This window comes from Pseudolysinimonas sp. (assembly GCF_044239695.1).
In the GTDB taxonomy this organism is placed as follows: Bacteria; Actinomycetota; Actinomycetes; order Actinomycetales; family Microbacteriaceae; genus Pseudolysinimonas_A.
In genome coordinates this window covers 1-15145 of the sequence record NZ_JBIIAW010000001.1, presented here as the reverse complement: position 1 = coordinate 15145, position 15145 = coordinate 1, and the positions used below count along the sequence as shown (strand labels likewise).

General features: G+C 70.8%; 16 protein-coding genes. 11 read left to right on the top strand and 5 right to left on the bottom strand.

Going from position 1 to position 15145, the window contains the following annotated elements; genetic code table 11:
- Window positions 1–55 precede the first annotated feature (55 nt).
- Both ACILQS_RS00080 and pyrE read right to left on the bottom strand, forming a co-directional pair.
- Entirely contained in the window at window positions 56–1168 is a 1113-nt protein-coding gene (locus ACILQS_RS00080; RefSeq protein ID WP_395638051.1) for a hypothetical protein, read from the bottom strand.
- The gene (pyrE, locus tag ACILQS_RS00075; protein ID WP_395638050.1) at window positions 1165–1719 is read right to left on the bottom strand and encodes an orotate phosphoribosyltransferase; all 555 of its coding nucleotides are present in this window, start codon (window positions 1717–1719) and stop codon (window positions 1165–1167) included. The genes ACILQS_RS00080 and pyrE overlap by 4 nt, the downstream gene beginning before the upstream one ends.
- A gap of 18 nt (window positions 1720–1737) precedes the next feature.
- Here pyrE and ACILQS_RS00070 point away from each other — a divergent pair, with 18 nt between their 5' ends.
- The 3 genes from ACILQS_RS00070 to ACILQS_RS00060 all read left to right on the top strand — a co-directional run bounded on the left by ACILQS_RS00070 (window position 1738) and on the right by ACILQS_RS00060 (window position 3742).
- On the top strand, window positions 1738–2574 hold the full coding sequence (locus tag ACILQS_RS00070; RefSeq protein WP_395638049.1) for an exodeoxyribonuclease III: 837 nt from the start codon (window positions 1738–1740) through the stop codon (window positions 2572–2574).
- A gap of 118 nt (window positions 2575–2692) precedes the next feature.
- Window positions 2693–3064: an ArsR/SmtB family transcription factor gene (locus ACILQS_RS00065; protein ID WP_395638048.1), complete on the top strand. Its 372-nt coding sequence runs from the start codon at window positions 2693–2695 to the stop codon at window positions 3062–3064.
- A gap of 3 nt (window positions 3065–3067) precedes the next feature.
- A complete protein-coding gene (locus tag ACILQS_RS00060) occupies window positions 3068–3742 on the top strand; it encodes an SRPBCC domain-containing protein (RefSeq protein WP_395638047.1) in 675 nt (224 codons plus the stop codon).
- Here the strand turns inward: ACILQS_RS00060 and ACILQS_RS00055 are convergent.
- Window positions 3739–4662 carry an AEC family transporter gene (locus tag ACILQS_RS00055; RefSeq protein ID WP_395638046.1) on the bottom strand — a complete coding sequence of 308 codons (924 nt, stop codon included), beginning with the start codon at window positions 4660–4662 and terminating at the stop codon, window positions 3739–3741. The genes ACILQS_RS00060 and ACILQS_RS00055 overlap by 4 nt on opposite strands.
- 4 nt (window positions 4663–4666) lie before the next feature.
- Window positions 4667–5377, bottom strand: coding sequence for a DNA alkylation repair protein (locus tag ACILQS_RS00050; protein WP_395638045.1), 711 nt, complete (start codon window positions 5375–5377; stop codon window positions 4667–4669).
- A 58-nt stretch (window positions 5378–5435) separates the two neighbouring features.
- On the opposite strand from ACILQS_RS00050, the gene ACILQS_RS00045 reads away from it, so the two are divergent.
- The gene (locus tag ACILQS_RS00045; RefSeq protein ID WP_395638044.1) at window positions 5436–6794 is read left to right on the top strand and encodes a DUF6421 family protein; all 1359 of its coding nucleotides are present in this window, start codon (window positions 5436–5438) and stop codon (window positions 6792–6794) included.
- Here the strand turns inward: ACILQS_RS00045 and secA2 are convergent, their stop codons facing one another.
- On the bottom strand, window positions 6795–9095 hold the full coding sequence (gene secA2 / locus ACILQS_RS00040; RefSeq protein ID WP_395638043.1) for an accessory Sec system translocase SecA2: 2301 nt from the start codon (window positions 9093–9095) through the stop codon (window positions 6795–6797). It abuts the gene before it with no gap.
- Between the two features lie 109 nt (window positions 9096–9204).
- Here secA2 and ACILQS_RS00035 point away from each other — a divergent pair, with 109 nt between their 5' ends.
- The 7 genes from ACILQS_RS00035 to ACILQS_RS00005 form a co-directional block, all read left to right on the top strand.
- A complete protein-coding gene (locus ACILQS_RS00035) occupies window positions 9205–10446 on the top strand; it encodes a sensor histidine kinase (protein ID WP_395638042.1) in 1242 nt (413 codons plus the stop codon).
- A complete protein-coding gene (locus ACILQS_RS00030; protein WP_395638041.1) occupies window positions 10443–11105 on the top strand; it encodes a response regulator in 663 nt (220 codons plus the stop codon). The genes ACILQS_RS00035 and ACILQS_RS00030 overlap by 4 nt, the downstream gene beginning before the upstream one ends.
- 87 nt (window positions 11106–11192) lie before the next feature.
- Complete coding sequence (locus tag ACILQS_RS00025; RefSeq protein WP_395638040.1) at window positions 11193–12095, top strand: ABC transporter ATP-binding protein; 903 nt, start codon at window positions 11193–11195, stop codon at window positions 12093–12095.
- Window positions 12092–13183: an ABC transporter permease gene (locus ACILQS_RS00020; RefSeq protein WP_395638039.1), complete on the top strand. Its 1092-nt coding sequence runs from the start codon at window positions 12092–12094 to the stop codon at window positions 13181–13183. The genes ACILQS_RS00025 and ACILQS_RS00020 overlap by 4 nt, the downstream gene beginning before the upstream one ends.
- Window positions 13184–13191: 8 nt before the next feature.
- Complete coding sequence (locus ACILQS_RS00015) at window positions 13192–14220, top strand: LLM class F420-dependent oxidoreductase (protein ID WP_395638038.1); 1029 nt, start codon at window positions 13192–13194, stop codon at window positions 14218–14220.
- Between the two features lie 56 nt (window positions 14221–14276).
- Window positions 14277–14489, top strand: coding sequence for a DUF1232 domain-containing protein (locus ACILQS_RS00010; RefSeq protein WP_395638037.1), 213 nt, complete (start codon window positions 14277–14279; stop codon window positions 14487–14489).
- Window positions 14486–15145, top strand: a 660-nt coding sequence (locus tag ACILQS_RS00005; protein ID WP_395638036.1) for a threonine aldolase family protein, incomplete at its 3' end; no start/stop codon positions are given. The genes ACILQS_RS00010 and ACILQS_RS00005, both read left to right, overlap by 4 nt.

The following is a 15145-nucleotide window of genomic DNA, read 5'->3' as shown; positions in this document are numbered from 1 at the left end:
AACCCGGAACGGGGGTTTCGATACACCGAGCGCTGCGCGCTCGGCACTCAACCCGCTACGGGGCGGGCTGCTCCACGACCGGCGCCACCTGGGGGATCGCGACGCTGCCGGTCAGGGGTTCGCCCGAGGAGCGGCTGACGAAGCAGTAGTACGAGGGGTCGGCATCCCACTGCTCCTCGGTCACGGGATACGAGCCCTGGATCTGCACATCGCTGTAGGCGCCCGCGGCGGCGAGGTTCACCACGCCGGGCGCGGAGCACAGCAGCGAGATCTGCGCGGCGAGCTCCTCGACACCCGGGAAGTCGGGTCGCTCCGGCTCCGCCTCGGGGTCGAGCGGGTCGACCTCGGCGGGGAACCAGGCGCGGAACACCATCTGCGCGGCGTGCGGCTCGGCGCAGTCGACGACGGTGTACTCCTCGCCCCAGGCGCCCGCCACGGAGTCGTACGGTTCGAGGCACTCGCCGCCGAGCAGCTCGTCCCAGTCGTAGGTGCCGGGTTCGACCGGCCCGATCGGCAGCGCCGTCAAGGTCGGCGTCGGGGTGGGAGTCGGAGTGGCGACGGCCGGGGCCGGGCCGAGGAGGTCGGGCAGCCGCGTGCCGAGTAGGAACAGGCCGATGATCGCAATGATCGCGAGCAGTCCGCCGCCGACGCCGGCGAGGATCTTCTGCGGTCGCCCGAAGCCGCGCGGCGGCGGCGGGGTGCCCTCGCCGGGCACGTGCACAAGCTCCTTCGAGCGACCGCGGTTCTGGAACGGCGCGTTGCTCGGATCGGGGCCGAGCGTCGACTCGTACTCGCGGAAGGCGCTGTCGCCGAAGAGGGAGTCGAGCGCCGACCCGGGCTCCGGCTCCCCGGGCGGGCGCAGCGGGGCCGGCACGAGAGCCTGCGTCGGCTCGTCGGGCTGCGTCGGCATCGCCTGCGTGGCCTCGGGATCCTGCCGGGGAACGGCCTGCGTCGGAACATCCCACGCCGACGGGTAGGTCGTCTGGGCCGGGGGTGCGGCGGGCGGCGCGTCGAAGGGGTTCGCGATCTGGGGCCCCACGGGAGGGGGAGAGGATGCCGCGGGGGCGGCCGCATCCGGATCCTGCTCGCGCTTCTGCGCGGCCTCGCGGGCCTCGCGCTCGAACTTCGCGAACCAGTCCTCGGCATCCTCGCCGGTGTCGGGGTTCATTGCTTCGCGAGCCCGAGGTCCTGCAGCGAGATCGCCGCGTAGTACGGATACCCGGCGGCTTCGATGATCTCCTGCGCACCGGTGTCGCGGTCGACCACCACGGCGACGGCCACGATCTCGGCGCCCACCTCCAGCAGCGCCTCGATCGCCTTCAGGGGTGACCCGCCCGTCGTGGAGGTGTCCTCGACCACGACGACGCGCTTGCCCGCGAGGTCGGGGCCCTCGACCTGACGTCCGCGGCCGTGGTCCTTCGGCTCTTTGCGCACGACGAACGCGTGATACCCGCGCCCGATCGCCGCGCCCCGGTGCAGCACGGCGGCCGCGATCGGGTCGGCGCCCATCGTGAGGCCGCCGACGGCGTAGACATCCGGGATGTCCGCGATCAGGTCGGCCATCACCTCGCCGATCAGCGGGGCGACGCGCCCGTCGAGGCTGACCCGGCGGAGGTCGATGTAATACGTCGCCTTCTTGCCGCTGGTCAGGGTGAAGTCGCCGTGGAAGACCGCGTCGTCCTTGATGAACTGGATGAGCTTGTCCCGGGCGTCGGTCACACCGATAAGACTATGGTCATGCGCCTCGCGACCTGGAACGTGAACTCCGTCCGCAGCCGGGTGGCTCGCGTCACCGACTGGCTCCAGCGCGAGAGCGTCGACGTGCTGGCGATGCAGGAGATCAAGTGCACGGGGGCGCAGTTCCCGCTGCAGGCGTTCGAAGACGCCGGCTACGAGGTCGCCCTGCACGGGCTCAACCAGTGGAACGGGGTCGCGATCGCGAGCCGGCATCCGCTCGAGGACGTCGAGGTGGGCTTCCCTGGGATGCCGGGGTTCCTCAAGGGTGCGGAGGGTCCCGACCTGCCGCAGGAGGCCCGTGCGATCGGGGCGACGACCGGGGGCGTCCGGGTGTGGTCGCTCTACGTGCCGAACGGCCGGGGGCTCGACGACCCGCATTACGTCTACAAGCTCGACTGGCTCGCGCGGCTGACCGCCGCCACGGAATCCTGGGCCGCGTCGGACCTGCCGTTCGCGCTGACGGGTGACTTCAACATCGCGCCGCTCGACGGGGATGTCGGCGACCCCTCGCTCATCCCAGGACTCTCGACGCACATCTCGCCGCCCGAGCGTCTCGCCTTCGAGAAGCTGCTGGATGCCGGCCTCACCGACGTCGTGCGCCCCCTCGTGCCGACCGGCTACACCTACTGGGACTACAAGCAGCTGCGCTTCCCGCGCAACGAGGGCCTGCGGATCGACTTCGTGCTCGGCTCGCCGTCCTTCGCCGCCGCGGTCACCGGGGCGGCGATCCACCGCGACGAGCGCAAGGGCGACGCACCCTCCGATCACGTGCCCGTCGTCGTCGACCTCGACCTGCACCCGATCGAGGACGACGACGACCGCCCGATGATCTTCTGATCGCGTTGGGCCGCCGTCTGCGAATCGCGCCTGCCAGAATCTCGCGGCCCCTTACGCAAACGGCGGCCCAACTGGATCAGACTTGACTTATATAAGTAGGGGCTGATTTAATCGGGGCGTGCACGCACTCGACGTCCTCGGAGATCCGGTCCGCCGGCGACTCCTCGAGCTGCTCGCCGCGGGCGAGACGCCGGCGGGCGACCTCGGGCGCGTCATCCAGCACGAGTTCGGGATCACCCAGCCCGCCGTGTCGCAGCACCTCCGCGTGCTCCGCGAGTCGGGCTTCGCGACCGTGCGCCCCGACGGCACCCGACGGCTCTACGCCCTCGACCCCGCCCCGCTCGCGGCGGCCGACGCCTGGTTCGCGGAGTTCCGCCGCTTCTGGCAGCCGAAGCTCGACGCTCTCGGCACCGAGCTCGCCCGCGGCCGGCGCGAGCGGCGTCTCGCCGAGGCCGCCGACACCTCTGAAGAGAACGACGACAAGGAGTAACCCATGGTGGACATCGCCGCCCAGCTCGGAGCCGTCGACCGCGGCATCCGCACGACCGACGTCGACGGCGTCACCTCCTACGTGCAGACACTCGGCCAGACCTACCCGTCGCCGATCGACGACGTCTGGGATGCCCTCACCACCCGCGAGCGGGTCGGCCGCTGGTTCCTGCCGATGACGGGCGACCTGAAGCTCGGCGGGCACTACCAGTTCGAGGGCAACGCCGGCGGTGAGGTGCTCGCCTGCGAGCCGCCCACCGACGGCGCCGCGTCGTTCCGGGTGTCGTGGGGCATGGGCCCGGGCACCGAGACCTTCGTGACGGTGCGACTCGTCGCGGCCGGAGAGAGCACCCACCTCGAACTCGAGCACGTCGCCGCGGCCGACATCCTGCCGCCCGGCATGTGGGAGCAGTTCGGTCCGGCGGGCACCGGGATGGGCTGGGACTCCGGACTGCTCGGCCTCGCGCTGCACCTCGCGCACCCGGAGTTCCGCGACGAGTTCGACGCCGCGGCGTGGACCGCGAGCGGCGAGGGGATCGCCTTCTTCCGCGGCTCGGCCGACGCCTGGGCGCAGGCTCACACGGCCGACGGCGTCGAGCCCGCGACGGCGAAGGCCGCGGCCGACGCGACGTTCGGGATGTACACCAGGCAGGTGCCCGGCCCCGATCACTCCGCCTAGGTCGGCGCGAGCAGCGCCGCGACCACGAACAGCGCCGGCACCGAGAGGGCGCTCGTCACCAGCACGACGTCGCGCGCGAGCGGTTCCGCCACCGCGTAGCGCTGCGCGTAGTTGAACACGTTCTGGGCGGACGGAAGCGTCGCGAGCGCGACCGCGGCGAACAACGCCGAGCCCTCGAGCCCGAACACCAGCCACGCGAGCAGCCAGGCCACGACCGGCATCACGGCGACCTTGATCGCGGTGACGACGAGGATGTCGGCGCGCGGCGACTCGGCCGCGAGAACACGTCGCCCGTGCAGCGACATCCCGAAATTCAGCAGGATCACCGGAATCGCCGCGCCGGCGATGAGATGGATGGGGGCCAGCACCGGCTCGGGGATCTCCAGCCCGGAGGCGGCGACGGCGACCCCGAGCAGCGACGCGATGATCAACGGGTTGCGGACGGGTTGCAGCAGGACGCGCCCGAGGGAGGGGCTGCCGCTCGTGGCCAGATCGAGGATCGTCAACGCAACCGGGGCGAAGACGATCATCTGGAGCAGCACCACCGGGATCGACGCCGACGCGTCGCCGAGCACGTAGACCGAGACCGGGATGCCGATGTTGTTGCCGTTCACGTAGCCGGCCCCGAGGGCGGCGATCGTCGTCTCGGCGACCGTGCGGCGCCGCAGGATCGAGAACACGACGGCGACCGCGAAGCTCGCGACCGCCGCGAGTCCCGCGATCGGGAGTTGCGTCGAGAACAGTCGGGGCAGGTCGGCCTCGGCGAGCACCGTGAAGACCAGCGCCGGCGTGAGCACGAAGAACGCCAGCCGGCTGAGGGGGAAGTCGGCGTGCGGGCCGAGCATCCCGCTCCGCCCGATGAGGTAACCCAGGCCGATGACCACTCCGATGATCGCGAACCCGATGAGGACGCCGACCATCCCCTCAGCGTAGGGCGCGGTACGCCACCCGCTGCTCGGGCGTCAGGTGCTCGGTCGCGTACGACAGCATCGTGCGCGGCATCCGCGCGGCGTGCGCGTCGAGGAAGCCGAGCAGCGCGTCTCGCGACACGCGTTTGCCGACCTCGCGCAGCATCCAGCCGACCGCTTTGTGCATGAGGTCTTCGCGATCCTGCAGCAATCGAGCCGCGAGCGCGAGCGTGGTCGAGGCGTCGCCGCGGCGGATGAAGGCGAACGTCGCGAGAACCGCGACCCGGCGTTCCCAGAGCACCGGGGATGCCGCGAGGTCGTCGAGCACTCCCCTGTCGCCGTCGACGAGCGCCTCCCCGAGGGCCTCCGGAGCGCTGAGGTCGACGAGGTCCCAGTTGTCCACGCGCCCGCGCCGCACCGCCGCGAGGTAACGCTCGGCGACGAGTTCTGGCTGCTTCGGCGCGGCGGCGACGAGCAGCAGCAGTCCGGCGAGCCGGTGCTCATGCACCTCGTCATCGAGCAGGGCATCGATCTCGTCGACGGGCAGTCCGCGGAAGCGCGTCACGATGGCGCGCACCGCCGGAACACGCACGCCGAGGAAGACGTCGCCCTCGCCGTACTCGCCCGGTCCCGTCTTGAAGTAGCGCTGCAACTGGGCCGCGTCCGCAGGATTCGCGACCTCGGCGAGCGCCGCACGCACGCTCTGGGCCGTCGGAGATGTTTCCACGCAACGATCATGCGCCGTTCGCAACCCTTTCCGGAACCCCGGTTCCTAGGCTCGAAGCATGACGATCGCCCTTGCCGCCCAGGACGTCGCGACGTCTCCCGCCTGGCTCGACCTCAAGGCCGCGGTCGTCGCACTCCGCCCTCTCCAGGTGCACGACGGCAGCATCCCGGATGCCACCGACCACGCCGACGCTTCCCACTACTGTGCGCGGATCAGGACGGGCATCGCTGAACTCGCCCCGCTGTTCCCGCATGACGCCGATTACCTGAAAGCGACACGCTCCGACGTCGAGAAGTGGGAGGCGAGCGGATTCGGGGTTCCCGACTTCTACGACTCCCTCGTCGCCTTCCACCCCGAGTCGCACCGCGAGAACGGCCTGCGGCACCTCGTGGTCTTCCCGATGTACACGCAAAACGGCAGCGCCGACCGTCTCGTCGAGGCCGTGCTCGTCGAGGTCGTCTGGCCCGAGTTCATCGCCGCACTCGAGCAGACCTACACGAACGCGCTGTTCGTGCCGATCCGGTTCCTCGACTTCACGCCCGGCTACGACACCAACTCCGCGGTGCTGTTTCCGGAAACCGTCGCGATGCGGGCGATCCCGGCGTTCACCTGGGGCGCGATCTTCGCCGACCGCGAGGCCGCGCGCTTCCGCTCGGTGACCCGTCGCGCCGCGGAAGTCACCCGCCTCGAGCTGCCCGACGACGCCGCGCGGCTGCTCGAGGATCAGCGTCTCGCCGAGGAGACCTTCGTGCTGTGGGACCTCATCCACGACCGCACGCACATGCGCGGCGACCTGCCGTTCGACCCGTTCATGATCAAGCAACGGATGCCCTACTTCCTCTACTCGCTCGAGGAGCTGCGCTGCGACCTCACCGCGTTCCGCGCCGCGGTCGACCTCGTCCGCGCCGACGACACCGACGCCGTCACCCGCGAGCACGCCCAGCTCGCGCAATACGCGATCCTGTTCGACCGGATGTTCCGCTTCCCGCTGACCGGCGACCGCACCCGCAACTACGACGGCCTCGGCGGGCAGTTGCTCTTCGCCTGGCTGCACCAGAAGAACGTGCTGCACTGGACCGACACCGCCCTCGCGCTCGACTGGGCCGAGGTACCGGATGCCGTGGTCGCCCTGTCGGACGCGATCGACGACCTGTACTGGCGCAGCATCGACCGCCCGAAGATCGCCCACTGGCTCGCGGCCTACGAACTCGTGCGCGGCGTGCTCGACCCGCATCCCGCATCCGCCTGGGCCCGCGGCCTGCCCGACGAGGTCCTCTCGGGCGCGCCGAAGGGCATGACGGATGCCGTGCTCGACGACGAGTTCCCGTTGTCGATGTTCTACGAGGCCCTGAGCAAGAAGATGGGCGACGTGATCGAGTCGACGAAGGGCATCACGGGAGCCTCCACCGCCGCCTGATCAGGTGCGGCGCCCGCGGCTTCGGGCCGCGCGCGACATGGCGTCTCCCAGCGGGTTGTCCGACACCATGTACGTCCACGTCGCCGATGGCAGGCGGATCGTCTCGGGAAGCACCCCGCGCCTCAGGTCGTCCGCCGACATCGCTCGGACGGCGGCGAGCACCGACGCGTACATCCGCGCCTCCCATCCGTCGAACTCGGCGAGGGCGAGCGTATGGAACGCGTCGAGCGGATCCTCACCGGCGAGAGCGCGCAGGTGGATGCCGTCCCGCAGCTCCTGCAGGACGCCGAGGTGATCGGTCCACTGCTCGTCGCAGCTCAGCAGTGCGATGCGTCGGAGGGTGTCCCGCAGCGCGCGCTCAGGAACCGACGACAGAGGCGCGGAGAGATCGGGCGCCGCCTCCCTCACCCGCTCGGCGGCGACATCCGTGGCGGCGATGTCGTCCCGGAGCCTCAGCACGAACTCCCGTTGCCAGGCGATCGCGCGAGTGAACGCCCAGGTCGAACGATGACGCTCCCGACGGGACGCCTCGGCGGCTCTCTGAGCGGAGGACAGGAGGGCGCTCCGTCGCCGGGGTGAGAGTCGCTCGCGAGCCTCGCTCCCTCTCTTCGGCAGGCGGTCAGGGGGGTGGGCGATGAGGAGTTCGTCGTCGAGACTGCTGAAGCCGGCGGTCGACCCCGGGTCGCCCTGACGACCGCTCCGGCCGCGGAGTTGTGCGTCGAGACGACGAGAGGGATAGCGGCCGACGGCGACGACCGCGAGCCCGCCCAGGGCGACGATGCGTTCGCGATCCTCGCTGTCGACTCCGCCGAGCACGATGTCGGTGCCGCGGCCCGAGATCTGGGTCGAGATGGTCACGGCACCGTACTCTCCCGCCTGACTGACGACGGCAGCCTCGGCGGCGTCGTTCTTCGCGTTGAGAACCTGCGGATCGATGTTCCTCTCGCGGAGACGGCGCGCGAGGATTTCCGATTCAGCGACGCTCTGCGTGCCGACCAGCACGGGCTGACCGGTCGCATGCACCCGCTCGACCGCCGCGACCACGGCACTCATCGTCTCGGCCGCGGAGTCGAACACGACCGGCGGGTGGTCAACGCGGACGAGAGGCCGATGCCTCGGGATCGGGCCCGAGCGCAGGCGGAAGAACTCGAGCAGATCCTCGGCGACCGCGACGACCGTTGCGGACATGCCCGAGAGGCGGTCGTAGCGAAGCGCGAGATCCTGGATGGTGATCGTGTCGAGCACGATGCCCTGGGCGCTGATCGCCAGCCCCTCCTTCGCCTCGACGGCCGCGTGGAGTCCGTCCGGCCACCTCTGTAGCTGGGCGACCCGGCCGCGACTGGCGCTGATGAGCTGGATGGCGCCGTCTCTGACCAGGTAGTCCACGTCCCTGCGCAGGAGCGCGCGTGCTTGCAGGGCGAGGTTGACGACCGTCAGCATTTCGGTGTTCTCGCCGGAGTACAGGTCGAGGCCGCCGAGCGCATTCTCGACCTGGTCGAGACCGGCCTCTGTGAACGAGACGGTCGCGCCGTCGGCATCGATCAGATAGTGGATGCCCTCCACCAAGGACTCGACGGCGCGTGCCCCCGTGAGGCTCTCGCCGGAGCGCTGCTCGAGGGTGCCGGCCAGCACCAGGGGAGCCATCGCCTCGTCGATGAGAACGGCGTCGGCCTCATCGACGATGGCGGTGTCGAACACCGGCGAAACCCGCTCGGCGTCGGTCATCGCGAACCGGTCGCGCAACACGTCGTAGCCCACCTCGGTGACGGCGGCGTAGACGACGTCGCGCGCGTAGACGTCCGCGCGGCGCGCGCGCGTGGCCGCCTGCGAGATCCAGCCGACCGTGACCCCCAGCGAGCGGTAGAGCCCGCTCATCCAGGTCGCGTCCCGTTCAGCCAGGAAGTCGTTGATCGACAGCACATGCACACGACGCCCGCCGCGCGCGAGATAGGCCGCTGCGATCGCGCCGGTGAGCGTCTTCCCTTCGCCGGTGTCCATCTCGATGGCATGCCCGGCGATGAGCGCGCAGGCCCCGAGGAGCTGCTCGCGATGCACCTCGAAGCCCAGGCTCCGGCGGGCGGCTTCGGCGATGAACGCAAGGGCCCTCGGGTCGACTCCGGAATCGGCGGCAGCCGTCCGGGACGAGGCGGCATGCCGGATCTCCGCGTCGGTCGACAGCGCGACCGTGGCTCGCAGGGCGAGCGCCTCCCCGACTACGGCGCCCAACTCGCGGAAACTCGTGGTTCCCGGTCGTCCGATCAGTCGGGCGAGGGATCCGGTGACGCGTGCCAGACCGATCACCCGACGCTCCTCGAATCCCGACGACGAGACGAGGGTACGTCGCGCCGGCGAGACCCGCCTCCGCCTGAGGACGGAGGCGTCTGCGGCACCGCATCCGTAGGCTCGCAGGGTGACCGCACTCGAGCGGCGCCCGGCACCGAGCCCCCGGGAGCTGCGCACCGACCTTCTCGTCGCGCTCGCGTTCGCCGTCGGCATCATGCTCAGCTCGGTGCTCTATCGCATCGCCGGCATCTTCGAGGAACCGGCGCCGGGCTGGGCGGCGCTCCCGTACGCGATGGGAATCTCGCTCCCCCTGATCTGGCGGCGCCGGTTCCCGAGCGTGACCGCCCTCGTCGTGGCGACGACGTTCCTCGTCGGCGGATCGTTCCTGGTGCCCGAAGTGCTCGTCGGCAACATCGCGCTGTTCCTGGCGTTCTACTCGGTCGGCGCGTGGGATGCGAACCGCACCCGTGCGCACATCGTGCGGCTCGTCATCACCGCGGCGATGATCATCTGGTTGTTCGCGTACATCTACATCGGCGCGGTCTCCGGTGAGCAGGACACGACGGGTGGGCCGTTCTCGCCGTACGTCGCCTTCGCCCTCATCCAGGTCATCACGAACCTGCTCTATTTCGGGGGCGCCTACTACTACGGCGAGCGCGCCTGGGCGTCGGCGCTCGAGCGTCAGACCCTCGCCGAGCGCACCGCGGAGCTGCAGTTCGAACGCGAGCGTCTCGCCGAACAGGCCGTCGCGCTGGACCGGGTGCGCATCGCCCGCGAGTTGCACGACTCGGTCGCGCACCACGTGTCGGTGATGGGCGTCCAGGCCGGGGCCGCCCGGTCGACCCTCGCGAGCGATCCCGAGGCGGCGAGTCAGGCACTGCGGCACGTGGAGGACACCGCCCGGTCGGCGATCGACGAGCTGCGCGGGCTGCTGACGACGCTGCGGGATGCCGGGGTCGCGGTCGATACGTCGCCTGCCTCGACCATCGGCGTGACCGCCCTTCCCGCGCTCGTACAGGCCTCCCAGGATGCCGGGCTGCCCACCGACCTCGAGATCGTCGGCGACCCCCGGCCGCTCCCGCCGGCCCTGAGTCTCAACGTCTACCGGATCGCGCAAGAGGCGCTCACCAACGCCCGCAAGCACGCGGGACCCGACGCCGCGGCCGAGGTGCGCCTGCGCTACCTGCCCGACGCGGTCGAACTCGAAGTCGCCAACACCGGCACGACACGGAGCCTGCGCGCCCCGGGCGGCCTCGGTCAGCTCGGGATGCGGGAGCGCGTCGCGACCGCCGGCGGCTCCCTCGAGATCGGTCCGCGATCGCGCGGCGGGTACCTCGTGCGCGCGCGCCTGCCCCTGGTGGGCGCATGACCTCCGCCATCCGGATCCTGCTCGTCGACGACCAGGAGCTCGTGCGCACGGGGTTCCGCGTCATCCTGGGCAGCGTTCCGGGGCTCGAGGTCGTCGGCGAGGCGAGCGACGGGGCCCGGGCGATCGAACTCGCGCGCGAGCTGCGCCCCGACGTGATCTGCATGGACGTGCAGATGCCCGTCCTCGACGGACTCGACGCCACGCGCCGCATCGTCGCCGATCCCGAGGCGACCGGCACCGTGCTCGTGCTGACGACGTTCGATGACGACGACTCGCTCTTCCGGGCGCTCGACGCGGGCGCGAGCGGGTTCCTGCTGAAGACCGCGAGCCCCGAGCAGCTCGTCGACGCCGTGCGCGTGCTCGCCGCCGGCGACGCCCTTCTCGCCCCCGAGGTGACCCGACGAGTCATCGAACGGTTCGGCGGGGTCACCGCCGCGCCGCGCGCGGCCGAACTCGATGCGCTCACCGAGCGCGAGGAGGAGGTCTTCCGCCTCGTCGCCCGCGGACTCTCCAACGCCGAGATCGCGACGGGGCTGCACGTCGGCGAGGCGACCGTGAAGACCCACGTCTCCAGCATCCTGCTGAAGCTCGGCGTGCGCGACCGGGTGCAGGCCGTCGTGCGCGCGTACGAGACCGGCTTCGCGGTTCCCGGAGCCTGACCCGTCTCCTCCTCACGGGGGAGGCCGCTCGGGGGAGGTGCGCCGCCCGCGCGCTCCGTAGCGTGGGTGCAGACAGAAGGAGGCACTGTGCCCACCACGAACGCAGCGCTCGAGATCCGCAACCTCGACAAGCGTTACGGCACCCGGCAGGTGCTCGACGACGTCAGCTTCGACGTGCACCCGGGTCGCATGACCGGGTTCGTCGGCGGCAACGGCGCCGGCAAGACCACGACGATGCGCATCATCCTCGGCGTGCTCGCGGCCGACCGCGGCACCGTGAGCCTCGGCGGTGCGGTCCTCGATACCGGGGGCCGCCGCCGCTTCGGCTACATGCCCGAGGAACGCGGCCTGTACCCGAAGATGAAGCTCCAGGAGCAGCTCGTCTACCTCGCCCGCCTGCACGGCCTGAGTTCGGCGGACGCCACCCGCAACGCGGGCACGCTGCTCGACCAGCTCGGCCTCGGCGAGCGCCGCGACGAGCCGATCGAGAAGCTGTCGCTCGGCAACCAGCAGCGCGCGCAGATCGCCGCAGCGCTCGTGCACGAGCCGTCGGTCCTGGTGCTCGACGAGCCGTTCTCCGGTCTCGACCCGATGGCGGTGGATGTCGTGGTCGGGGTGCTGCAGGACCGCGCCGCGGCGGGCATCCCGGTGCTGTTCTCGAGCCACCAGCTCGACATCGTCGAGCGGCTCTGCGACGACCTCGTCATCATCGCGGACGGTCGCATCCGCGCGGCGGGTCCGCGCACCGATCTGCGGGCCCAGCACGCGACCCTGCGCTACGAGCTGCTCGCCTCGGCCGACACCGCATGGCTGCGCGAGCAGCCCGGCATCGACGTCGTGGAGTTCGACGGCGGCTACGCGCTCTTCGACGCCGCCGACGAGGCCGCTGTGCAGGCCGTACTGCGCGCCGCCACCGCGAAGGGCGACGTGCTCACGTTCGCCCGCCAGCATCCCTCGCTCGCCCAGATCTTCAAGGAGGTCGTCCAGTGACCACGCCCGTTCTGAACACCGGCTCGACGCGACTCATCGGCCTCGTCGCCCAGCGCGAGATCAGCACGCGTTTGCGCAGCAAGTCGTTCCTGATCTCCACCGGCATCCTGCTGGCGCTCGTGCTCGGCGGGATCATCTTCGGCTCGATCACCGCCGCGACCCCCGAGAACCCGCGCGTCGCGGTGACCGACGCTTCTCTCGTCGCGTCGATCGGAGATCAGATCGAGGAGGTGCCGGTCGACAGCGTCGCAGATGCCGAACAGCTGGTCCGCGACGGCGATGTCGAAGCAGCCGTCGTGCCCGACGACTCGACTCCGATCGGCCTGCGCATCATCGCCGACAGTTCCGAGCCGGGCGGCCTCATCATGCTGCTCAGCCAGTCGCCGCCGGTCGAGCTCCTGAACCCCGACGCGATCCCCGGGGGACTCGCCTACCTCGTCGCCTTCGGCTTCGCCATCGTGTTCTTCGCCGCCGCGATGAACTTCGGCCCGACGATCGCGCAATCGGTGGTCGAGGAGAAACAGACCCGCGTCATCGAGATCCTGCTCGCGGCCGTGCCCACGCGGGTGCTGTTCACCGGCAAGGTGGTCGGCACCTCGGTGCTCGCCTTCGGCCAGATCGCGCTCATCGCCGCGACGGCGATCGTCGGGCTCACCGTCACCGGTCAGGATGCGCTCCTGGTCGGCCTCGGCTCGGCGGTCATCTGGTTCGTCGTCTTCTTCGTGATCGGATTCGTGATGCTCGCGTCGCTGTTCGCGGCGACGGGGGCGATGGTCTCCCGCCAGGAGGACATCGGCGCGACGACGACGCCGGTGATGATGCTGGTCATGGTGCCGTACTTCGCCGTGATCTTCTTCAACGACAACCCGCTCGTCGTCGCGATCATGTCGTACGTGCCGTTCTCGGCGCCGGTGGCGATGCCGTTGCGGCTCTTCCTCGGCACCGCCGAGTGGTGGGAGCCGCTGCTGTCGCTCGGCATCCTCGTCGTCACGACGATCGGGCTCATCGCGGTCGGGGTGCGCATCTACGAGAACTCGCTGCTCAAGCTCGGCGCCCGGGTGTCGTGGAAGGAAGCGCTCACGCGATGATGTGAGGTGTGAAGCTCTCGATGCCGCTGGACTACTCCGGCAACCCCGTCGAGTCGGCGACGCTCGTCGCCGAGCTGGAGCAGGCCGGACTCGACACCGTCTGGGTCGCCGAGCCCTACGGTTTCGACGCCCCGACACTGATGGGCTACCTCGCCGCGAAGACGCAGACGATCCGCATCGCCTCCGGCATCCTCAACATCTACTCGCGCACCCCCGGGGCGCTGTTGCAGACCATCGCCGGTCTCGACAGCGTCTCCGGGGGCCGGGCGGTGCTCGGGCTCGGCGCCTCCGGTCCGCAGGTGATCGAAGGGTTCCACGGCATCCCGTTCGATCGCCCGCTGGCACGCACGCGGGAGGTCGTGGACATCATCCGGATGGGCCTGCGCCGCGAGCCCCTCGTGCACACGGGCATCTACGACCTGCCGCTGCCCGCCGGTCAGGGGCTCGGGCTCGGCAAGCCGCTCAAGCTGCTGAACCGGCCGGTGCGGCCCGTGGTGCCGATCTGGCTCGCCGCGCTCGGGCAGAAGAGTGTCGCCCTCGCCGCCGAGATCGCGGACGGCTGGCTGCCGTTCCTGTTCGTGCCGGAGAAGGCCGCCGAGGTCTGGGGCTCGGCCCTCGCCGACGGGGCGGCGCGCCGCCCGTCCGACCTCGCGCCGCTCGAGATCAGTGCCGGAGGCCTCGTCGCGATCGGCGACGACGTGACCGCCGCGCTCGACTCCCTGCGCCCGCTCTACGCGCTCTACGTCGGCGGCATGGGCGCCCGCGGCAAGAACTTCTACTTCGACCTCGCCTGCAGCTACGGGTTCGAGCTGGAGGCTCAGGAGATCCAGGATCTCTACCTCGCCGGACGGCCGCGCGACGCCGAGGCGAAGGTCCCCGTCGCGTGGCTGGAGGCGTCGAACCTCGTCGGCCCCGCGTCGTACGTGCGAGAGCGGATCGAGGCCTTCCGCGCCGCCGGGGTCACCGACCTCCAGGTGCGCGTCGCGGGCGGCGACCCGGTGGCGACCGTCGCGAAGCTCGCGGAATGGGCGGCCTGACCCGGTGCCTGCCGACTCCCAGGCGCTCGTGATCCTCCGGGTCTAGCGTCGGATCCATGAAGAAGGATCACTCGACGCTCAAGGCGGTGCTGATCGGGCTCGGCGCCCTGCTCTACGGCGCCTCGCCGATCGACCTGATCCCCGAGATCCTCGCCGGCCCGCTCGGCTTCGGCGACGACGCCCTCGTGCTCATCGGCGCCGGGGTGGCGATCTACCGCATCATGAAGGGCCGCGCGACCCGCGCCCGCTCTGCAACGATGGGGTCGTGACCCCGCTCCACGATCCCGCTTGGCGCGGCTTCGCGTCCGACAACTACGCCGGCATCCATCCCGAGGTGCTCGCCGCGCTGGCCGCCGCCAACGAGGGCCACCAGGTGTCGTACGGCGAGGACGCCTACACCGCGCGCCTGGCGGAGGTCATGCGCGAGCAGTTCGGCGCGCAGGCCGAGGTCTTCCCGGTGTTCAACGGCACGGGCGCGAACGTCGTCGCGCTGACATCGCTGCTCCCTCGCTGGGGTGCCGTCGTCGCGGCGAAGACCGCGCACATCCACAACGACGAGGGCGGTGCGCCCGAGAAGGTCACCGGCATCAAGCTGTTCGTCGTGCCGACGCCCGACGGCAAGCTCACCCCGGAGCTCATCGCGACCGAGGCGTGGGGCTGGGGCGATGAGCACCGCGCCCAGCCGCTCGCGGTGAGCATCACGCAGACGACCGAGCTCGGCACGCTCTACACGCCGGCCGAGGTGCGGGCGATCGCCGACTGGGCGCACGAGCACGGCATGGCGCTGCACATGGACGGCGCCCGCATCTGGAACGCGGCCGCAGCCCTCGGCGTGCCGTTCCGCGAGTTCACGGTCGACGCCGGCGTCGACATCCTCAGCTTCGGCGGCACCAAGATCGGGCTGCTCGGCGCCGAAGCCGTCGTC